A 19,130-nucleotide genomic window follows, 5' to 3' on the forward strand; every position below is an offset into this window, starting at 1 on the left:
GGCTCGCCTGCAGAGGTTCTTTTGTTAAGAAGGTTCCAAACGCGCGTTTGAACCTGGCTTGTGCTTGTCAGGCGCGCGTGGTTTCATCGGGAGACTGCCCTCCCATCTATCACGGAGATTCTTCGTGTCCAAACGCAGAGTAGTAGTCACCGGTCTGGGCCATGTGTCCCCGGTCGGCAACGATGTCGCCACCGGCTGGGCCAACCTGTTGGCCGGCAAGAGCGGCATAGCCAAGATCACCCGATTCGACGCCAGCGACATGGCTTGCCAGATCGCGGGCGAGGTCAAGGACTTCAATATCGGCGATTACATTTCGCCGAAGGAAGCGCGCCGCAACGACCTGTTCATCCACTACGGCATCGCCGCGGCCCTGCAGGCCGTCGCGGACGCCGGGCTGGATGAGGTCCCGGATCTGGACAAGACCCGCGTCGGCGTCAACATCGGTTCTGGCATCGGCGGCCTGCCGCTGATCGAGGATACCGGCGTGGCGCTGATGGAGGGCGGTCCGCGCAAGATCGGCCCGTTCTTCATTCCGGGCTCGCTGATCAACCTGATCGCCGGCCAGGTCTCCATCCTGAAGGGCTATCAGGGACCCAGCTACGGCATCGTGTCCGCCTGCACCACCGGCGCGCACTGCATCGGCGATGCTGCTCGCCTGATTCAGTACGGCGACGCCGATGTCATGGTGGCGGGCGGTTCCGAGGGCGCGGTTTCGCGCCTGGGCATCGGCGGCTTCGCCGCGATGAAGGCGATGTCCACCCGCAACGACGACCCCGAGGCCGCGTCCCGCCCATGGGACAAGGGCCGCGACGGTTTCGTGATGGGCGAAGGCGCCGGCGTGCTGGTGCTGGAGGATTATGACCACGCGGTGAAGCGCGGCGCCAAGATCTATGCAGAGCTGATCGGCTTCGGCATGAGTTCGGACGCGCACCACATCACCGCGCCAAGTTCCGAGGGCCCGGCCCGCGGCGTGACCAACGCGCTGCGCGACGCCGGCATCAACGCCGACGCGGTGCAGTACGTGAACGCTCATGGCACGTCCACTCCGTTGGGCGACGCCAACGAAACGACTGCCATCAAGATGGCGTTTGGCGATCACGCCAAGAAACTCGTGGTCAATTCCACCAAGTCGATGACCGGCCACTTGCTGGGCGGCGCCGGCGGCGTGGAGGCGATTTACACCATCCTGGCGATCCACAACCAGGTGTCCCCGCCGACCATCAATCTGGTCGAGCAGGATCTGGAAGCCGGTTGCGATCTGGATTACGCGGCCAACACCGCGCGCGACATGAAGATCGAGGTGGGCATTTCCAACTCCTTCGGCTTCGGCGGCACCAACGGCACCCTGGTGTTCAAACGGGTCTGATCGTCGCCGCGGGCGATTGACAGAGCGAACCGCTGCGTTACACTCGCAGCGGTTTTTCTTTTTTCGCCGCCGCTCAAGGCGGGCGGCGGTGTTGCAAATCAGTGCCGGGCCTTGCCGGCCCAGGACCGTAGATGTTCACTCAGAAACTCGACTTCATTCCCGATCTGTTGGCGCTGCATGCCGCCGATCGCGAACACTTTCCCTATCTGATGCAATCGTCCGGCGACAGCGGCTGGGATCTGCTGCTGATGCAGGGCGAGCGGCGCGTGTTCATGGCGGGCGAGGGGCAGGCTTTTCTCGACGAGGTGCGCGCATTCAGGCCGCAGGCGGTGGCCAATCCGCACGGCCTGCCTTTCGTCGGCGGCTGGTTCGTCTACCTCGCTTACGATCTGTTGTCGGAGTTCGAGCCGCATGTGCCCGCCGCTTTGCCGGACAGCTTTCCGCTGGCGGTGTGGGCGCGCGCGCCGGCCGCGGTGCTGGTGGACCGCGCCAAGAGCGAAGCCTGGCTGGTCGGCGAGACCGCCGACGACTGGCACGCGCTGGAACGGCTGGTGGCGGCGAAGCCCGCTTTCGCGCCCAAGCCGGTGGCGCTGGCCGGCCTGGAGGAGGATCCGCCCGAGTGGTACACCGACGCGGTGGCACGCCTCAAGCGCTACATCTACGAGGGCGACGTGTTTCAGGTGAACATCTCGCGCGGCTGGCGGGCCGAGCTGGCCGAGGGCATCGCCGCGCCCGATCTGTTCGCCGCGCTGCGCCGGGCCAACCCGGCGCCGTTCTCGGCGCTGGCGGACTTCGGCGACGCGCAGATCGTCAGCTCGTCGCCGGAGCGCTTGGTGAGGGTGAAGGACGGCTGGGCTGAGACCCGGCCGATCGCCGGCACCCATCCGCGTTCGACCGATCCGGCTGAGGACGCAGAGCTGAAGAAGCGGCTGATCACCAGCATCAAGGAGCGCGCCGAGCACGTGATGCTGATCGATCTGGAGCGCAACGATCTGGGCCGCATCAGCCGGCCGGGCACGGTTGAAGTCAACGAGTTGATGGCGGTGGCCAGCTATGCCTACGTCCACCACATCGAATCCAATGTCCGCGGCAAGCTGCGCGACGACGTCGCGCCGGCGGACGTGCTGCGCGCGCTGTTCCCCGGCGGCACCATCACCGGCTGTCCCAAGGTGCGTACCATGCAGATCATCCGCGAGCTGGAAAACAGCGCGCGCCGCGCCTATACCGGCAGCCTGGGCTATCTGAACCGCGACGGCACCATGGACTTCAACATCCTGATCCGCACCTTCATGCAGGAAGGCGGCAAGCTGCGCTTCCGCGCCGGCGGCGGCATCGTCGCCGACTCCGATCCCGAGCGCGAACTGATGGAAACCCGCCACAAGGCGCGCGGCCTGCTGCGCGCGCTGGGCGTGGAGCAGGCCTGATGGCGATGCTGGTCAACGGCCTGCCGGGCGAGGCGGTATCGGCGCTGGACCGCGGCTTCAGTTACGGCGACGGCGTGTTCCGCACCATGCAGCTGCGCCGCGGCCGGCCATGGATGTGGCGCTGGCAGTACGCGCGGCTGGCGGACGATGCCGCGCGGCTGGCGCTGACGCTGCCGGACGAGCAGCTGTTGCTGGACGAGTTGATGGCGCTGGGCCGCGAACACGCGCTGGCGGTGGGCAAGATCGTGATCACCCGCGGCGTCGGCGCGCGCGGCTACGCGATGGCCGGTGCCGGCGCGCCGACACGCATCGTATCGGCGGTGCCGTGGGCCGGTTATCCGGCGGAATACGGCGAGCGGGGCGTCGAGGCGCGCTGGTGCGAGCTGAGGCTGTCGCTGCAGCCGCGCCTGGCCGGCGTCAAGCACCTGAACCGGCTGGAGAGCGTGCTGGCGCGGTCCGAATGGAGCGACCCGGCGATACAGGAAGGCCTGCTGCTGGACCAGGATGGCTGGCTGGCCGAGGGGACGATGAGCAATGTCTACCTGCTGCGGGAAGGGGAGATCCAGACTCCTTTGTTGGATCGCTGCGGCGTTAACGGCGCGGTGCGGGATTGGTTGACGGTCAATGTTTCAAATTTCGGACTTAAATTTTCAGAAAAGCGACTTTGCTCCGCCGATTTGATTGACGCTGACGCGGTGTTTCTCTCCAATAGCCTGATAGGCATCTGGCCGCTGGCCCACCTGGGCGAGCGTGTGTGGATGCCTTCACCTTTGCTGCAGGCATTGCGGCAAGCCTTACTACAACAAGCCTGATGCATGGCGCCGGGGAACGTCGGCGCGATGTTCCGCTTGCCGCGCCGGCCGGCCCCTCTCTTCTTCCGAATCGATCCGATCGCGCCGGAGCGGACGGGTTTTGTCCGGCGTCGCGCCAGGCGCGGCGGGCTGGATAACCCGGAAGAGGTTGCCTGTGAAATTGATTCTCAAACTGCTGGCCGGCATGGCGGTCGGCCTGCTGCTGGGCCTGTACGCGCCCGGACCGCTGCTGACGCTGATGCTGACTTTCAAAGGACTGTTCAGCCAGTTCATCGGCTTCATGATCCCGCTGATCATCGTGTTCTACATCATGAGCGGCATCGCCGCGCTGGAGACCGGTTCCGGCCGCATGCTGGGCTGGACCGTGGGCCTGGCTTACGCGTCCACCATTCTGTCCGGCGTGCTGGCTTTCGCCGCGGCATCCACGTTTCTGCCGCAATGGCTGGGCGAGGCCGCCGCCGTTCCGGCCGCCGCCGACAAGCTGGCGCCGCTGTTCAAGCTGGAGATCAAGCCGCTGTTCGACGTGATGACGGCGCTGATGCTGGCCTTCGTTTTCGGCCTGGGCATCGCCGCCACCGGTGCGGCGCGTCTGCGCGAGATCGCCGATCAGGGCAAGGATATCGTCGAGATGGTGCTGGCGCGCGTGCTGGTGCCGCTGCTGCCGGCCTACATCGCCTGCGAATTCGCGGACATGGCCGCCGCCGGCACCGCCTTCGCCACGCTGAAAACCTTTGGCGTGGTGTTGCTGATGGCCATCGCCCTGCATTGGCTGTGGCTAGCCGTGCTGTACGGCGCCAGCGGCACGCTGCTGGGCCGCAATCCGCTGTCGCTGCTGCGCGCGATGCTGCCGGCCTATTTCACCGCGCTGGGCACCATGTCGTCCGCCGCCACCATCCCGGTGGCGCTGCGTTCGGCCGGCAATATGAAGGTGTCGCCGCCGGTGGTGAATTTCGTGATGCCGCTGTGCGCCACCATTCACCTGTGCGGCTCCACCATCACGCTGGTGAGCTGCGCCACCGCGGTGATGTTGATGACCCATGGCCTGGAAGTGCCGGGCTGGGACGTGATGCTGCCCTTCATCCTGCTGCTGGGCGTGACCATGGTGGCCGCCCCGGGCGCGCCGGGCGGCGGCGTGATGTCGGCGCTGGGCATCCTGTCCAGCGTATTGGGTTTCCCCGAAGCCAGCCTGGCGCTGATGATCGCGCTCTATCTGGCGCAGGACAGTTTCGGCACCGCCTGCAATGTGGCCGGCGACGGGGTGGTCGCGCTGTGGGTGGACCGCCTGGTGGGCCGCGTTCCGCAGCCGGCCGGCGAAGCTGCCGTCCAGCGCGGCTGACGGTGATTTGCTAAGCAGAACAAGTGATTTGGGGGAATGGGCGGCGCTGGTTATAGTGTTCGCCTGACCGTTTGGCTGCCGCCTTAGCGCGGGGGTTTCGGTTTCTCTCGTTAATCGTGTTTGTTTTGGCCGGGCCGCGCGCCCGGCTTTTTCTTGCCCGTCCGTTTTGCGGCTACAGCGGCTGAAACCATTCCTCGCTGGCCGGCAGCGACAGACCGTGGCGCAGGCGGGCCGCCTGCCAGGCCGAGCGGAATACGTCGCGGTCGGCGATGCCGGGGTAGACCTCCATCCAGGTGTCGGCGTCGTCGCAGCGGCGCAGCAGCTCGCCAGCCCAGCCGGCGGCGGCCAGCTCCATCTGCAGCGCGCGGAATCTGTTCAGCACGGTTTCAGGCTCGGCAGGCGCCTTGAAGTAACAATACAGCGTCGCGGTCATCCAAATCTCCAGACTGGCCATGGCGGCAAAATTGTTTATGATAGACCTTCTCGCCGCGCAAGTGGCGGCAGGACAAGGGGGATGCAGGTGCAGCAGCAGATAGACACCCTGGTGGTGGCGGGCGTCGGCCTGATCGGCGGCTCGTTCGCGCTGGCGCTCAAGCGCGCCGGCAGGGTGAAGACCGTGATCGGCGTCGGGCGCACGCTGGCCAATCTGGAAAAAGCGCTGACGTTGGGCGTGGCGGACGAGATCAGCCAGGACATCGGCGCCGTCGCCCATCGCGCCGACATGGTGCTGCTGGCCTCGCCGGTGGGCCAGATGGGCGCGTTGATGGCGGCGCTGGCCCCGGAGCTGCGTCCAGGGACGGTGGTTACAGACGGCGGCAGCACCAAGAGCGACGTGGCGGCGCTGTATCGCCAGCACCTGCCCGACCATCTGCCATGGTGCGTTCCGGCTCACCCGATCGCCGGCTCCGACATGTCGGGCGCGGTGGCCGCCCAATACGGTCTGTACGAAAACCGCCGCGTGGTGCTGACGCCGCTGGCGGAAACCGCGCCCGAGGCGGCGGAGACGGTGGCGGAGCTGTGGCGCGCCTGCGGCGCGGAAATCCACTGCATGGACGCCGCCGAGCACGACGCGGTGTTCGCCAGCGTCAGCCACCTGCCGCATCTGCTGGCTTTCTCCTATGTGGACCGGGTGGCGGCCAAGGCCAATGCCGAGCGCTGCTTCGATTTCGCAGCCACCGGCTTCCGCGATTTCACCCGCATCGCCGGCAGCCACCCCGAGATGTGGACCGATATCAGCCTGGCCAACCGCGACGCGCTGCTGGCCGAGCTGGCTGACTACCGCGCAGGACTGGATCGCCTGGCCTCTTTGCTGGAAGCCGGCGACGCGGATGGCCTGAACCGGCTGTTCGGCGAGGCGCGCGCCGCGCGCACGCGCTGGCATCAGCAATTCTTGAGGAAGGGCTAGCGATGGACGGCAAGGTGGCATTGGTGACCGGCGGCACGCGCGGCATAGGCGCCGCCGCCACGCGCTTGCTGGCCGCCGCCGGTTGGCGGGTGGCCGCCAATTACCGTTCGGACGAGGCCAGCGCCGCCGCGCTGAAGGCCGAGCTGGGCGAGGCGGTGCAGCTGTTCCGCGCCGACGCGTCCGATGAGGAGGCCATCGTCAGGCTGTTCGATGACGCGATGTGCCATTACGGGCGGCTGGATGGACTGGTCAACAACGCCGGCGTCACCGCGCCGATGTGCCGGCTGGAGGACTACAGCGCCGAGCGGGTGGAGCGGGTGTTGCGCGTCAATGTGCTGGGGCCGCTGCTGTGCTGCCGCGAGGCTGTGCGGCGCATGTCCACCCGCCGCGGCGGCGACGGCGGCGCCATCGTCAACGTGTCATCGGCCGCGTCGCGGCTGGGCTCCGCCGGCGAATACATCGATTACGCCGCCAGCAAGGGCGCGATCGACACGCTGACCCTGGGTCTGGCGCGCGAGGTGGCGGAAGAAGGCATCCGCGTCAACGCGGTGCGCCCCGGCCTGATCGCAACCGATATCCACGCCGCCAGCGGCGAGGCGGGCAGGGTGGCCAGGCTGGCGCCGACTGTGCCGCTGCGGCGCGGCGGCCAGCCGGAAGAGGTGGCGGAGGCCATTGTCTGGCTGCTGTCCGACGCCGCCTCGTTCTGCACCGGCAGTCTGCTGGACGTGTCGGGCGGCCGTTAGTCTCCCCGCACCCCGGCCAGGAAATTGGCCACCAGCGGCGAGTTCTCGTCGCGGCGGACGGCGATGCCCATCGATAGATAGGCGCCGTCATCGGATAGCGGCACGTAGCGCACCGCCGGTATCTGCACGCATTCCAGCGGCGAGGGCAGGATGGCGATGCCGACGCCGGCCGCGACCAGGCCGATCTGGGTGATCGCCTCGCCCGCCTCCTGCACCATTCTCAATTCCAGTCCGTTTTGCAGCGCCAGCTGGCGCACCACATCGCTGAGGCCGGAGCCGGATTCGCGCGGATAGCCGATCAGCGGTTCGCCGGCCAGCCGGCTCAGCGCCAGCGTTTTTTCCGCGGCCAGAGGATGGGCGCTGGGCACCACCGCCAGCAGCCGGTCGCGGTGCAGCTCCTCCACCCGGATCAAGGGGCTGGGCGTCGGACCGTTGAAGCGGACGAAGCCCAGGTCCAGCTGGCGGCGCTCCAGCGCGTCGAATTGGCCGGCGGTGAACATTTCGCTCAGCGTCAGCCTGACCGCGGGATAGTCGCGCCGGTAATGCTGCAGGCTGTGGTGTAGAATGGGCGTCAGCGGCAGCGAGGAGGTGAAGCCGATGCGCAGCTCGCCGGTTTCGCCGTCGGCGGTGCGGCGCACGGCGGCGGCGGCGGCCGCGCTGTCTGCCAAGATCTGTCTTGCGCGCGGCAGCAGTTGCAGCCCGGCGGCGGTGAGCTCCACCTTGCGCTGGTGGCGGCGGAACAGCGGCGCGCCCAGCTCGGCCTCCAGCGACTGGATCTGCTGGCTCAGCGGCGGCTGGCCGATGTGCAGCCGCTCGGCGGCGCGGGTGAAATGCAGCTCTTCGGCCACGGCGATGAAGTAGCGAAGATGGCGCAGTTCCATATTGATATTTTAAAAGTATTAATCATGGTTGAAATATATATTGGACTGTCGTTTTACCCAAGCCTAAGCTGACGGTGTCGTTGAAGAAGAGATTGATGCCGTGTCCGCCCCCTCCGTTGCGCTGCAAGACAGCCAGACCGTTTCTGAGCCCGCCGCCGCCAAGCTCCATGCCGGGACCCCAGCCTTCCGCTCCACCGCGCGGGCGATGTTCGTCGGCGGTTTCTGCACTTTCGCCATGGTTTACGGCGCCCAGCCCTTGATGCCGCTGTTCGCCCATGATTTCTCGCTGACGCCGGCCGCGGCCAGCGGCGTGGTGTCGATGTCCACCGGCGGCCTGGCGCTGGCGCTGATTCCGGCCAGCCTGCTGGCCGACCGCTTCGGCCGCCGGGCGTTGATGAACCTGGCGCTGGCGCTGGGCGCGGTCTTGATGCTGATGTCGGCCTTCGTTGCCGACTTCGGCGTTTTTCTGCAATTGCGGGCGGTATTCGGCCTGGTGATGGCCGGCTTGCCGGCGGTGGCGATGGCCTATTTGAGCGAGGAGGTGGATGCCAAGTCGCTCGGCCACTCGATGGGGCTGTACATCGCCGGCAACGCGCTGGGCGGAATGTGCGGCCGGCTGCTGGCCTCGCTGCTGGCCGACCACGTAGGCTGGCGCGGCGCGGTGCTGGCGCTGGCCGCGATCGGCTGCGTCGGCGCCTGGCAGTTCTGGCGCTGGCTGCCGGCCTCGCGCCATTTCCAGCCCCGCCGCCATGACTTCGCCCGCATGGCGCGCGAGCTGCGCGGCATGCTGCGCGACGGCGGACTGCCTTGGCTGTTCCTCACCGCCTTCCTGCTGATGGGCTGTTTCGTCAGCCTGTACAACTACCTGGGCTTCCGCCTGCTGGCCGCGCCGTTCCATCTGAGCCAGAGCGCGCTGGCGCTGGTGTTCTCGCTGTACGTGGTGGGCATCTGGTCATCCGCCTGGGTGGGGCGTCTGGCCGATGGCCTGGGCCGGCGCAACGTGTTGTGGATGATGGTGCTGATGATGCTGGCGGGACTGCTGCTGACGCTGGGCGACACCTTGTGGTTGCTGGTGCCGGGCGTGGCGCTGTTCACTTTCGGCTTCTTCGCCGCCCATTCGGTGGCCAGCAGCTGGGTGGGCTTGCGGGCTCGCGAGGGCCGGGCGCTGGCTTCGGCGTTGTATTTGACCGCTTACTATCTTGGCTCCAGCGTGTTCGGTTCGATGTCCGGCCTGATGTGGGGGAGTGGCGGCTGGCATGGCGTGGCCACGGCGCTGGCGCTGGTTTTGCTGGTACAGCTGGGCGTCAGCCTGTGGCTGAGGCGGCTGCAGCCCTTGCCGCAGGCTTGAGCGGCCCGTGAAAAAGCCCCGCGTCGCGGGGCTTTTTTATTGCGGGGCTTAGCGGATGATGCCGCCGCCCAGGCAGATGTCGCCGTGGTAGAGCACGGCCGACTGGCCTGGCGTCACCGCCCATTGTTTTTCCGTGAAGGTAAGCGTGGCCTGGCCATCGACGATGGGCGACAGCGAACAGGCTGCGTCCGCCATCCGGTAGCGGTTCTTGGCGCTGTAGTCGCCGGGCTGCGGCGCGTCCGGCAGCGTCCAGCTGAGGTCGGCCATCGCCAGCGTCGGCTTCAGCAGCAGCGGATGGTCGTGGCCCTGGACTACGATCAGCCTGTTGCCAGGAATGTCCTTGCCGGCGACGAACCACGGCTCGCCGTTGCCGTCGCGCGAGCCGCCTATGGTCAGGCCCTTGCGCTGGCCCAGCGTGTAGTACATCAGGCCGATGTGTTCGCCCACCACCTTGCCGTCCGGCGTCACCATCTGGCCGGGCGAGGTGGGCAGGTAGCGCTGCAGGAATTCGCGGAACGGGCGTTCGCCGATGAAGCAGATGCCGGTGGAGTCCTTCTTGGCCGCGGTCGGCAGGCCGGCTTGCTCGGCCAGCTGGCGCACTTCGGTCTTGCGGATGTCGCCCAGCGGGAAGATGGCCTTGGCCAGTTGATGCTGCTGCAGGCGGTACAGGAAGTAGCTCTGGTCCTTGGTGTGGTCCACCGCCTTCATCAGGTAGTGGGTGCCGTCCTGTTCCAGCTTGCGCGCGTAGTGCCCGGTGGCGATGCAGTCGGCGCCCAGCTCCATCGCGTAGTCGAGGAAGGCCTTGAACTTGATCTCGGCGTTGCACAGCACGTCCGGGTTCGGCGTGCGGCCGGCCGAGTACTCCTTCAGGAAGTACGAGAACACGCGGTCCTTGTATTCCTTGGCGAAATTGACGATTTCCATGTCGATGCCGACGATGTCGGCCACGCTCATCGCGTCCAGCGCATCCTGCTTGATCGAGCAGTATTCGTCGTCGTTGTCGTCTTCCCAGTTCTGCATGAACACGCCGATCACTTCATGGCCTTGCTGCTTCAGCAGCCAGGCGGTCACCGACGAATCCACGCCGCCGGACATGCCGACGACTATGCGTTTCTTACCCGTCACGGGGCGTTTCCTTCCTTGCTTTTGCTTGCCTGTCTGACAGGCTCGGATACGGCCGGGGGCTCGTATCCCGTCATCCAAACTGAAAGGGGAACCACCACGGGCGGTTCCCCGAAATCCTTGAACCAGGTGTCCACCGCCCAATCCTGATCGGCGGCGTTGTCGTGCAGCACGCCGGTGTAGTGCAGATCCAGAATCCACGGCGCCCGCCATTCAGGTGGCGCCGCGCGGTGGAATTTCAACCATCCCTGCCGCTGCAGGTAGTTGAGGAAAGTGGTGACGTTGCTGCTGTGGTCCACGCAGTCCATCCGGCCTTGGGCCGGGCCGTCGCGGAAATTGCCGCCTTTGTCCTGCCAAATCGGCGTGTCGCGCGCGGCGATGCGATACAGCGTCAGCACGGCGTCGGCCACCGCTTCGCGCTCGGACGCGGCGGAGTCGGACCGGCTCATGCGCGCGGCCAGCCAGTCATGCTCCTCGTCGGAGATGTCGAACTGGGCGTGTCTGGAACATCCGTAATGATAACAGATGTTTAGCCCGTCGGCTCGGGCGGCGGGAAGGAGCAGGGCGAGCAGCAGCGGTATCAATAGTCGCATCGGGCATCCTGTGGCGGGCGGGTCAGCGCAGGTCGCGTATCAGTTGCAGAGGATACGCGATGCCATTGCGATAGTCTGCCAGGCATTGCAGCACCACCGGGCTGCGCAGCCGCGCAGTCTGCGCGGCGATGTCCTCGTAGGCCAGCCAGTGCACGGCGACGATGCCCTCGTCCAGCCGCGGTGGGGAGGCGGGCGGGACGGCGTCGCCGTGGAAGGCGAAACGCATATAGGTGATGTCGCCGTCCTGGGCGTCGGCCAGGTAGATGCCGGTAAGCCCGCGCGGCGTGAACAACCAGCCGCTTTCTTCGAGGGCCTCGCGCGCCACCGCCTGCAACAGCGTTTCGCCTCGCTCCAGATGGCCGGCGGGCTGGTTGAGCCGCAGGCCGGACGGCGTCTCCTCTTCGATCATCAGGAAGCGGCCGTCGCGCTCGATGATGGCGGCGACTGTTGCATTCGGCTTCCACTGACGTTCTTTGTTATTGACAATCATTCTTGTTTATTTCTATGATGATGATAACTATTCTTGATTGTAAGCCAGAGGGGGCTTCCGATGTATGTCTGCTTGTGCAATGCAGTGACCGACAGCCAGATCCGCCAGGCGGTTCATGGCGGTGCCACGCGCATGTGCGACCTGCGTCGGGAACTGGGCGTCGCCTCCGATTGCGGCAAGTGCGCCTGCATGGCCAACCAGATACGCAAGGACGCGCAAAGCGAACTGACCGTCTGTTCGGTGGCCCGCACCGCCGCCTGATTTTCTCCCAAAGGGGCAAGCGCCCCTCCTGCCAGCCTGCGAGCTGGCTATTCCCATTTATGCCTTGAGCTATGCGCCTGCTGTGCCATAATGCCTGAACGATTTTTCAGGAGAATATGACATGCAAGGCGACAAGAAGGTCATCAAGTACCTGAACCAGATTCTCAAGAATGAGCTCACCGCGATCAACCAGTACTTCCTGCATGCCCGCATGTACAAGAACTGGGGTCTGAAGAAGCTGAACGAGCACGAGTACGAAGAATCCATCGACGAAATGAAGCACGCCGACAAGCTGATCGAGCGCGTGCTGTTCCTGGAAGGGTTGCCCAATCTGCAGGATCTGGGCAAGCTGCACATCGGCGAGAATCCGAAGGAAATGCTGGAGTGCGACCTGAAGCTGGAGCTGGAGGCGCTGCCGCTGCTGCGCGAGGCCATCGCCTACTGTGAAACCTCCAAGGATTACGTCAGCCGCGACATGCTGGAAGACATCCTGGAGAGCGAGGAAGAGCACGTGGACTGGCTGGAGACCCAGCTGGGCCTGATCGAGAAGGTCGGTCTGCAGAACTACCTGCAAAGCCAGATGGAAGACGCCTCCTGATTTTGCGGGAGCGCAAGAAAAAAGGGCTGTCGCAACGACAGCCCTTTTTTTGCGTCCGGCTTATTTCTTCGCCGGAGGCTTGTTTGGTTCCGCGGCGGGAGCGGAGGCGTCGATGGCTTCCTCGCTTTCCTCCCACGGCAGCGGCACCTTCTGCTGGTGTATGGTCAGGCCCTTGGCGTCGTATTTCAGGTCGGTGGAAATCTGACCGTTGTCCTCCACCAGATAGCCGCCCGACTTCCATTGCGACAACTGGCTGTCCAGCAGGCTTCTGGCCAGGTCTTCCACTTCCTGCATGTTCGGCTGCTCTTCGGCGCTCTGGTCGACAGTGAACAGGTTGCGGGCCTGGGTCAGCACCAGCTCTTCCAGCGTCTGGCGCGGCAGGCTCAGCTTGGCGTCGGCCTCGATGCGCTTGGCCAGCTGCGTGATATCGTTCAAGTCCGCAGGCGTGAAGCCGTTGATGCCCAGGCTGCCTTGCAGCTTGGCTTCGCCTGCGGGCATCTTCAGGTAGAACTCGTTGATCAGCAGCTTGGGATTGTTTTCCAGCAGAGGGATCGCGTTCTTCTTGATGGTGTCGACGTATTGCTTGCGCAGCACCGCCGGGTCCACGCCTTCGAACGGAATCTCGCTGATCGCCTTGTCCAGCTTCACCAGCGTCGGGCCGTGCAGGTGGTTGGCGGACACGTCCAGCCGCAGCGGGCCGTAGCGGTTGGCGTTGAAGCTCAGCTCGGCGAAGTTCACCTTGCCGCGGGTGTTGACGAATTCGTCCTGCTCGCTGGTGACGATCTGGTAGCTGAAGTTCTTCAGCACCACCGACGACGGCTTGAACTCGCCGGACGGATTGACGAACTCTCCGACGCGGACGCGGGTCATCAGGTAGATCAGCTCGTTCAGCTTGATGCTGTACGGCACGCTCTCACGCGAGCTCAGCTGCACATTGCCTATGGTCAGTTCGCTGGTGCCGAGCTTGACGCCGGTGTTGCCCGGACGCATGTCGGACACGTAGCGCACGCCTTCGAACGAGATGCTGCCCTTGCTGGCGGCTTCCAGCAGGAAGCCCGGCGACAGCGCCTCGGTCTTGTATTCCTTGTAGCCGTTGGCGTAATCGACCTTGAGGTCGAAGCCTTTCCATTTCATCTTGACGCCGGACAGCGCCTCTTCGTAGTCGAAGGCGGGCACCGCCACTTCCAGCAGGCCGCCGCCGCCGAAACCGATGCGGTTGGTGATGGCGATCGGCTCCTTGTCGCCGAAGAAGGTCTTCAGCGTCTTGCGGGTGGCGTCGCTCATCGCGAACTCGGTGCGCACCAGCGCGCGGCCCGGGCGGAAGTCGAAGCCGGCCAAGCCCGGCAGCGGGCCGTGCTTGACGTTGTTGGTGAACTTGATAGTGGAGTTCAGCAGCGGCTTCATATTGTCCGGAAGCATGTTCTCGTACGGGCCGGACAGATGGCGGTTGAACACCAGCTCGGTGGTCTCGGTGGACGAGAACCAGCCGCGTTGATAGCTGTGAGATTTGACCTTGAACAGCGGCAGGCCGGAGAGCATCCGGTACTGCTCCTGCAAGGTTTCCTCGGCCTTGACGCCGGCCCAGTAGCTGGAGCCCGCGTACAGGACGAACAAGCCGCCGATGGCGGCGCCGGCAATGATCAGTCGACGTTTTGGCAACACTAGTATTTTTCTGAACTAGGGTGAAATGATGCCCTATGGTACACCAATGCACCGGCGGATGCGCTCTCGGCGCGCTTGACCGGAAAATTTGATTCTGCATGGCTGCAGGGCTTGTTATAGAATAGAGCTTTGTCTCTAAGTCAACGGACGCATCGAATACATGAACCTGAACTGGCTCAACGGTCTGTTGGATCTGCCATGGTGGGGCAATATCGTCGCCGCCCTGATCCTGACCCACATCACCATCGCCTCGGTCACGATTTTCCTGCACCGCCACCAGGCCCACCGCGCGCTGGATCTGCACCCGATTCCCAGCCACTTCTTCCGTTTCTGGTTGTGGCTGACCACCGGCATGGTCACCAAGCAGTGGGCGGCCATCCATCGCAAGCACCACGCGCGCTGCGAAACCCAGGAAGACCCGCACAGCCCGCAGGTGCTCGGCATCAAGAAGGTGCTGTGGGAAGGGGCTGAACTGTACCGCGCCGCCTGCAAGGACCAGTCCATCATGGACAAGTTCGGCCACGGCACGCCTGACGACTGGCTGGAGCGCAATGTCTACAGCAAGCACAACGCCAAGGGCATCGTGCTGATGCTGATCATCAACCTGGCGTTGTTCGGACCGATCGGTCTGTCGATCTGGGCCGTGCAGATGGTGTGGATTCCGTTCTGGGCCGCCGGCGTGATCAACGGCCTGGGCCACTTCTGGGGTTACCGCAACTTCGAGAACGAGGACGCCTCCACTAATCTGGTGCCTTGGGGCATCCTGGTGGGCGGCGAAGAGCTGCACAACAATCACCATACCTTCGGCACCTCGGCCAAACTGTCGTACAAGTGGTACGAGTTCGACATCGGCTGGATGTACATCCGCATGCTGGAAATCTGCGGCCTGGCCAAGGTGCGCAAGGTGGCGCCGCAACTGGCCCACGATCCGTCGCGCCCGCAGCTGGATCTGGAGCACCTGCAGGCCATCATCGCCAACCGCTACGCGATCGCCTCGCGTTACGCGCGGGAGCTGAAGGCCGAGTGCGGCGCGGAATTGGCCAAGCTGAGCCTGCCCGAGTTGCCGCAGGTCAACCTGCCGCGCAAGATGAAGGTGTGGCTGAAGCGGGACGCCAAAGACCTGCCCGAGTGCGACCGCGACCAGTTGGCCCGCATCCTGGAGCAGAGCCACGTGCTGGCCACCATCTACACCATGCGCCAGGAACTGACCCGCCTGTGGGAGCGTTCCAGCCTGACTCGCGAGCAGTTGCTGCAGGAGTTGCAGGATTGGTGCGCGCGCGCCGAAGCGTCCGGCATCGCCGCGCTGCAGCGTTTCTCGCAGAATCTGAGGCAGACCGCGCTGGCCTGAAGCCTGATTCCCGTTTTCATCGCCAACCCCGCATCCGACAATGCGGGGTTTTTTATCGTCCGGCATGCCGTTAGAGTTTTTTCCTATATTCAAATATAAAATAAAGTTTGATTTCAAAATAGCTGAAAGAAATATAATGATGGCCTGTTGCTATCCGAGCGAGGTCATCGAGATGAGTGCATTGCAATTGACGCAGACGCAGTCCGATCTGCCTTACATCCACGGGTTTTCCGCCACCGAGCAGGCGAGGCTGGTGCGCCAGGCGCGCTTTTCCGAGGCGATGGTGTACCGCGACGTCGATTTTTCCGGCGTGCAAAAGTTGCTGGAGGTCGGTTGCGGCGTGGGCGCGCAGACCGAGATCCTGCTGCGCCGCTTCCCCGACGTCGACATCACCGGTCTTGATTTCAGCCAGCGGCAGCTGGCGGTGGCGCGCCAGCGCTTGCAGGGCAGCCCCGAGCACGGCAGGGCGACGCTGCTGCACATGGATGCCGAGGATCTGGACTTCCCGCCCGCAAGCTTCGACGGCGCCTTCCTGTGCTGGATTCTCGAGCATGTGCATTCGCCGGAGCGCGTGCTGGCCGAGGTGCGGAGGGTGCTGAAGCCCGGAGCCAGGCTGTACGCGACGGAGGCGATGAACGCCACCTTCTTCCTGGCGCCCTATTCGGCCAATCTGCAAAAGTATTGGATGGCTTTCAACGACCACCAGCTGTCGGTGGGCGGCGATCCCTTCGTCGGCGCCAAGCTGGGCAACATCCTGATGCGGCTGGGCTTCCGCCATGTGGAGACCAAGGTGAAAACCTGGCATCTGGATAGCCGCGAGCCGCACCGGCGCCAGCTGGTGCTGGATTACTGGACCGAGCTCTTGCTGTCCGCCGCCGACCAGCTGATAGAAGCGGGCAGGGTGGACGCCGAGCTGGTCGAGTCAATGACAAGGGAATTAAGATTGCTGAGGAGCGACCCGGAACTGGTATTCTTCTATAGCTTCATGCAGGCCAGTGCGGTGGTGTGAAGGCTTATTATATTTAGTAGGACTACTTCGATTTTGTAGAAGATTTTGCAATTGTTATATAACAAAAAATTACTAAAAGTAATTTTAAAATAGCCAGGAGTATTGAAATGCAGGACAATAGCGTTCTATCGTTGATCGGCAATACGCCGCTGGTCCGCGTCAGCCATCTGGACACCGGTCCGTGCGAGCTGTATCTGAAGCTGGAAAGCCACAACCCGGGCGGCTCGATCAAGGACCGCATCGCGCTGACCATGATCGAGGCGGCCGAGCGCGACGGCAAACTGAAGCCCGGCGGCGCCATCATCGAGGCCACCGCTGGCAACACCGGGCTCGGCCTCGCGCTGGTGGCGGCGCAGAAGGGCTACCCGCTGACGCTGGTGGTGCCGGACAAGATGAGCCGGGAAAAGATTCTGCACTTGCAGGCGCTGGGCGCCCAGGTGGTGCTGACCCGCTCCGATGTGGGCAAGGGCCACCCGGAGTACTACCAGGACATGGCGGCGCGCATCGCCAGCGAAACGCCGGGCGCTTACTACATCGATCAGTTCAACAATCCGGCCAACCCGCTGGCGCATGAAACCACTACCGGACCGGAGATATTCCGCCAGATGAACGGCGAAGTGGACGCGGTGGTGGTCGGCGTCGGCTCCAGCGGCACGCTGACCGGCCTGACCCGTTTCTTCCGCGCGCAATCGCCGGCCACCGCTTTCGTGCTGGCCGACCCGGTGGGCTCGGTGATGGCCGACTACGTCGAGACCGGCAGTTTCGGCCAGGCTGGCAGCTGGCTGATCGAGGGCATAGGCGAGGATTTCATTCCCCCGCTGACCGATCTGTCGATGGTGAAGCGCGCCTTCCGCATCAGCGACCAGGAAAGCTTCGACACCGCGCAGCAACTGCTCAGCGCGGAAGGCATTCTGGCCGGCTCCTCGTCCGGCGCGCTGCTGGCGGCGGCGTTGCGTTACTGCCGCGAGCAGACCGAGCCCAAGCGGGTGGTGACGCTGGTGTGCGACAGCGGCAACAAGTATCTGTCCAAGATGTACAACCGCGACTGGCTGGTGGACCAGGGCATGCTGCGCCTGCCCGAAGTGGGCGGGCTGACCGACCTGATCGTCCGCCGCCACCAGGACGGCAGCACCGTGTCGTGCCATCCGGACGAGCCGCTCAATGTCGCCTATCAGCGGATGCGGCTGCACGACGTGTCGCAGATGCCGGTGCTGGACGACGACAAGGTGGTCGGCGTGCTGGACGAGTGGGACCTGCTGCTGTCGGTGCACGGCGAGCCGGAAAACTTCCGCCAGACCGTGGCCAGCGCGATGAGCGGCCATGTGCGCACGCTGTCGCCGCAGGCCTCGCTGCAGGATCTGCTGCAGGTGTTCAACGATGGTCACATCGCGCTGATCGTCGACAAGGGCCGCTATCTGGGCCTGATCACCCAGGCGGATCTGCTGTCGTTCTGGCGCCGGCAGCCGAAGGCCGCTTAAACAGATTCCCCGCCCCGACGCGATGCGCCGGGGCGCATGATTTTGAGAAAGGATAAAACATGACCGATTTCCATACCCTGGCCGTGACCGCCGGCGCCCACGAGGATCCGTTCGGCGCGGTGATGCCGCCGATCTACGCCACCTCCACCTACCGTCAGCACGCGCCGGGCGAGCATACCGGCTATGAGTATTCCCGCTCGCAGAACCCGACCCGCGAGGCGCTGGAGCGCGCGGTGGCCGAACTGGAAGGCGGCGCCCGCGGCTACGCTTTCGGTTCCGGCCTAGCGGCGATTTCCACCGTGCTGGAGCTGCTGCCGGCCGGCAGCCACCTGATCGCGGTCAATGATCTGTACGGCGGAACCTACCGCCTGTTCGAGAAGGTGCGCAAGTCCAGCGCCAACCTGGAGGTGACCTATGTCGCCTCCGAGGACAGCGCCGCGCTGGAAGCCGCGATCCGGCCGAACACGCGGATGATCTGGGTGGAAACGCCGTCCAATCCGCTCAACCAGCTGGTGGATCTGCAGCAGGTGTCCGCCATCGCCCGCCGCCACGGCTTGATCGGCGTGGTCGACAACACCTTCGCCTCGCCGGTCAACCAGCGACCACTGGACTTCGGCTTCGACATCGTCGTCCACTCCGCCACCAAGTACCTGAACGGCCACTCCGACGTGGTGGCCGGCGTGGCCGTGGTCAGCCGCGACAAGCCGGAACTGGCCGAGCAGCTGGCCTTCCTGCACAACGCGGTGGGCGCGATCCTGGATGCCTTCCCCAGCTTCCTGGTGTTGCGCGGCCTGCGCACGCTGGCGCTGCGCATCGAGCAGCACAACCGCAACGGCCTGGCCATCGCGCGCTGGCTGGAGGCGCAGCCCTGGGTGGAGAAGGTGCTGTACCCAGGCCTGGAAAGCCATCCGCAGCATGAGCTGGCGCGCCGCCAGATGCAGGGCTACGGCGGCATCGTGTCGTTCTACCTGAAGGGCGACGTCAAGGCCTTCCTGTCCAGGCTGAAACTGTTCACGCTGGCCGAGAGCCTGGGCGGCGTCGAGAGTCTGGTCTGCCTGCCGGCGGCGATGACCCATGCGTCGATTCCGGCCGAGCGCCGCGCGGCGCTGGGCATCCACGACAATCTGATCCGCCTGTCGGTCGGCGTCGAGGGCGAAGCGGCGCTGATCGCGGATCTGGAGCGGGCGCAGCGGGACAGCTGAGCGCTTTATCGCTAGAATCAGCCGTCATGCCCACCCACTCATCCAATAAGGA

General features: G+C 64.8%; 19 protein-coding genes. 13 read left to right on the forward strand and 6 right to left on the reverse strand.

Translation table 11 applies throughout. From position 1 onward, the window contains the following. The first annotated feature begins 124 nt into the window (after positions 1-124). The 4 genes from fabF to VL52_RS02965 all read left to right on the forward strand — a co-directional run bounded on the left by fabF (position 125) and on the right by VL52_RS02965 (position 4,938). Positions 125-1,366, forward strand: a complete 1,242-nt coding sequence (gene fabF / locus VL52_RS02950) for a beta-ketoacyl-ACP synthase II (RefSeq protein ID WP_046155645.1) — start codon at positions 125-127, stop codon at positions 1,364-1,366. A gap of 131 nt (positions 1,367-1,497) precedes the next feature. Beyond that, positions 1,498-2,790: an aminodeoxychorismate synthase component I gene (locus VL52_RS02955; RefSeq protein WP_046155646.1), complete on the forward strand. Its 1,293-nt coding sequence runs from the start codon at positions 1,498-1,500 to the stop codon at positions 2,788-2,790. After that, positions 2,790-3,602, forward strand: a complete 813-nt coding sequence (gene pabC / locus VL52_RS02960) for an aminodeoxychorismate lyase (RefSeq protein WP_046155647.1) — start codon at positions 2,790-2,792, stop codon at positions 3,600-3,602. Before VL52_RS02955 ends, pabC begins: the two co-directional genes overlap by 1 nt. A 154-nt stretch (positions 3,603-3,756) precedes the next feature. Beyond that, positions 3,757-4,938, forward strand: coding sequence for a dicarboxylate/amino acid:cation symporter (locus VL52_RS02965; protein WP_046155648.1), 1,182 nt, complete (start codon positions 3,757-3,759; stop codon positions 4,936-4,938). 172 nt (positions 4,939-5,110) lie between these two features. Here VL52_RS02965 and VL52_RS02970 read toward each other — a convergent pair whose 3' ends face one another. Beyond that, positions 5,111-5,371: a DUF4936 family protein gene (locus VL52_RS02970; protein ID WP_046155649.1), complete on the reverse strand. Its 261-nt coding sequence runs from the start codon at positions 5,369-5,371 to the stop codon at positions 5,111-5,113. An 81-nt stretch (positions 5,372-5,452) separates the two neighbouring features. On the opposite strand from VL52_RS02970, the gene VL52_RS02975 reads away from it, so the two are divergent. Then, a complete protein-coding gene (locus VL52_RS02975) occupies positions 5,453-6,343 on the forward strand; it encodes a prephenate dehydrogenase (RefSeq protein WP_200895947.1) in 891 nt (296 codons plus the stop codon). A gap of 2 nt (positions 6,344-6,345) precedes the next feature. Beyond that, positions 6,346-7,086 (forward strand): SDR family oxidoreductase, encoded by a 741-nt coding sequence (locus tag VL52_RS02980; RefSeq protein WP_046155650.1) that lies wholly within the window; start codon positions 6,346-6,348, stop codon positions 7,084-7,086. Here VL52_RS02980 and VL52_RS02985 read toward each other — a convergent pair. Continuing rightward, positions 7,083-7,967, reverse strand: coding sequence for a LysR family transcriptional regulator (locus VL52_RS02985; RefSeq protein ID WP_046155651.1), 885 nt, complete (start codon positions 7,965-7,967; stop codon positions 7,083-7,085). The two genes, VL52_RS02980 and VL52_RS02985, sit on opposite strands and share 4 nt — an antisense overlap. A gap of 100 nt (positions 7,968-8,067) precedes the next feature. Between VL52_RS02985 and VL52_RS02990 the strand changes: the two genes are divergently transcribed. Then, positions 8,068-9,315, forward strand: coding sequence for an MFS transporter (locus VL52_RS02990; RefSeq protein ID WP_052729076.1), 1,248 nt, complete (start codon positions 8,068-8,070; stop codon positions 9,313-9,315). A 48-nt stretch (positions 9,316-9,363) separates the two neighbouring features. Here VL52_RS02990 and mnmA read toward each other — a convergent pair whose 3' ends face one another. From mnmA to VL52_RS03005, 3 genes are read right to left on the reverse strand one after another with little or no spacing between them, the layout of a single operon-like run. Next, the gene (mnmA, locus tag VL52_RS02995) at positions 9,364-10,440 is read right to left on the reverse strand and encodes a tRNA 2-thiouridine(34) synthase MnmA (protein ID WP_046155652.1); all 1,077 of its coding nucleotides are present in this window, start codon (positions 10,438-10,440) and stop codon (positions 9,364-9,366) included. Beyond that, entirely contained in the window at positions 10,437-11,030 is a 594-nt protein-coding gene (locus tag VL52_RS03000) for a hypothetical protein (RefSeq protein ID WP_046155653.1), read from the reverse strand. The genes mnmA and VL52_RS03000 overlap by 4 nt, the downstream gene beginning before the upstream one ends. Before the next feature lie 22 nt (positions 11,031-11,052). After that, a complete protein-coding gene (locus VL52_RS03005) occupies positions 11,053-11,520 on the reverse strand; it encodes an NUDIX hydrolase (RefSeq protein ID WP_046155654.1) in 468 nt (155 codons plus the stop codon). Between the two features lie 60 nt (positions 11,521-11,580). Between VL52_RS03005 and VL52_RS03010 the strand changes: the two genes are divergently transcribed. Together VL52_RS03010 and bfr are read left to right on the forward strand one after the other, a co-directional pair. After that, the gene (locus tag VL52_RS03010; RefSeq protein WP_021478607.1) at positions 11,581-11,781 is read left to right on the forward strand and encodes a (2Fe-2S)-binding protein; all 201 of its coding nucleotides are present in this window, start codon (positions 11,581-11,583) and stop codon (positions 11,779-11,781) included. Positions 11,782-11,902: 121 nt separating this feature from the next. Further along, the gene (gene bfr / locus VL52_RS03015) at positions 11,903-12,379 is read left to right on the forward strand and encodes a bacterioferritin (RefSeq protein ID WP_046155655.1); all 477 of its coding nucleotides are present in this window, start codon (positions 11,903-11,905) and stop codon (positions 12,377-12,379) included. Between the two features lie 60 nt (positions 12,380-12,439). Here the strand turns inward: bfr and VL52_RS03020 are convergent, their stop codons facing one another. Beyond that, positions 12,440-14,041 carry a YdgA family protein gene (locus VL52_RS03020; protein WP_235429183.1) on the reverse strand — a complete coding sequence of 534 codons (1,602 nt, stop codon included), beginning with the start codon at positions 14,039-14,041 and terminating at the stop codon, positions 12,440-12,442. A 160-nt stretch (positions 14,042-14,201) separates the two neighbouring features. On the opposite strand from VL52_RS03020, the gene VL52_RS03025 reads away from it, so the two are divergent. The 4 genes from VL52_RS03025 (at position 14,202) to VL52_RS03040 (ending at position 19,078) form a co-directional block, all read left to right on the forward strand. Next, the gene (locus VL52_RS03025) at positions 14,202-15,389 is read left to right on the forward strand and encodes a DesA family fatty acid desaturase (protein WP_235429184.1); all 1,188 of its coding nucleotides are present in this window, start codon (positions 14,202-14,204) and stop codon (positions 15,387-15,389) included. 172 nt (positions 15,390-15,561) lie between these two features. After that, entirely contained in the window at positions 15,562-16,398 is an 837-nt protein-coding gene (locus VL52_RS03030) for a class I SAM-dependent methyltransferase (RefSeq protein ID WP_046155745.1), read from the forward strand. Positions 16,399-16,505: 107 nt separating this feature from the next. After that, the gene (locus VL52_RS03035; protein WP_046155657.1) at positions 16,506-17,876 is read left to right on the forward strand and encodes a pyridoxal-phosphate dependent enzyme; all 1,371 of its coding nucleotides are present in this window, start codon (positions 16,506-16,508) and stop codon (positions 17,874-17,876) included. A gap of 59 nt (positions 17,877-17,935) precedes the next feature. After that, complete coding sequence (locus tag VL52_RS03040) at positions 17,936-19,078, forward strand: trans-sulfuration enzyme family protein (RefSeq protein ID WP_046155658.1); 1,143 nt, start codon at positions 17,936-17,938, stop codon at positions 19,076-19,078. Positions 19,079-19,130: the final 52 nt, after the last annotated feature.

Source organism: Chromobacterium vaccinii (assembly GCF_000971335.1).
In the GTDB taxonomy this organism is placed as follows: domain Bacteria; phylum Pseudomonadota; class Gammaproteobacteria; order Burkholderiales; family Chromobacteriaceae; genus Chromobacterium; species Chromobacterium vaccinii.

What these genes read in the sequence shown, in the direction of transcription:
- VL52_RS03030 (WP_046155745.1), top strand. Translation starts at nt 15,562, where the DNA reads ATGAGTGCATTGCAATTGACGCAGACGCAGTCCGATCTGCCTTACATC.
- pabC (WP_046155647.1), top strand. Translation starts at nt 2,790, where the DNA reads ATGGCGATGCTGGTCAACGGCCTGCCGGGCGAGGCGGTATCGGCGCTG.
- VL52_RS02985 (WP_046155651.1), bottom strand. Translation starts at nt 7,967, where the DNA reads ATGGAACTGCGCCATCTTCGCTACTTCATCGCCGTGGCCGAAGAGCTG.
- VL52_RS02980 (WP_046155650.1), top strand. Translation starts at nt 6,346, where the DNA reads ATGGACGGCAAGGTGGCATTGGTGACCGGCGGCACGCGCGGCATAGGC.
- VL52_RS02970 (WP_046155649.1), bottom strand. Translation starts at nt 5,371, where the DNA reads ATGACCGCGACGCTGTATTGTTACTTCAAGGCGCCTGCCGAGCCTGAA.
- VL52_RS03025 (WP_235429184.1), top strand. Translation starts at nt 14,202, where the DNA reads ATGAACCTGAACTGGCTCAACGGTCTGTTGGATCTGCCATGGTGGGGC.
- VL52_RS02975 (WP_200895947.1), top strand. Translation starts at nt 5,453, where the DNA reads ATGCAGGTGCAGCAGCAGATAGACACCCTGGTGGTGGCGGGCGTCGGC.
- VL52_RS03010 (WP_021478607.1), top strand. Translation starts at nt 11,581, where the DNA reads ATGTATGTCTGCTTGTGCAATGCAGTGACCGACAGCCAGATCCGCCAG.
- bfr (WP_046155655.1), top strand. Translation starts at nt 11,903, where the DNA reads ATGCAAGGCGACAAGAAGGTCATCAAGTACCTGAACCAGATTCTCAAG.
- VL52_RS03035 (WP_046155657.1), top strand. Translation starts at nt 16,506, where the DNA reads ATGCAGGACAATAGCGTTCTATCGTTGATCGGCAATACGCCGCTGGTC.
- VL52_RS03005 (WP_046155654.1), bottom strand. Translation starts at nt 11,520, where the DNA reads ATGATTGTCAATAACAAAGAACGTCAGTGGAAGCCGAATGCAACAGTC.
- VL52_RS03000 (WP_046155653.1), bottom strand. Translation starts at nt 11,030, where the DNA reads ATGCGACTATTGATACCGCTGCTGCTCGCCCTGCTCCTTCCCGCCGCC.
- VL52_RS03040 (WP_046155658.1), top strand. Translation starts at nt 17,936, where the DNA reads ATGACCGATTTCCATACCCTGGCCGTGACCGCCGGCGCCCACGAGGAT.
- VL52_RS02955 (WP_046155646.1), top strand. Translation starts at nt 1,498, where the DNA reads ATGTTCACTCAGAAACTCGACTTCATTCCCGATCTGTTGGCGCTGCAT.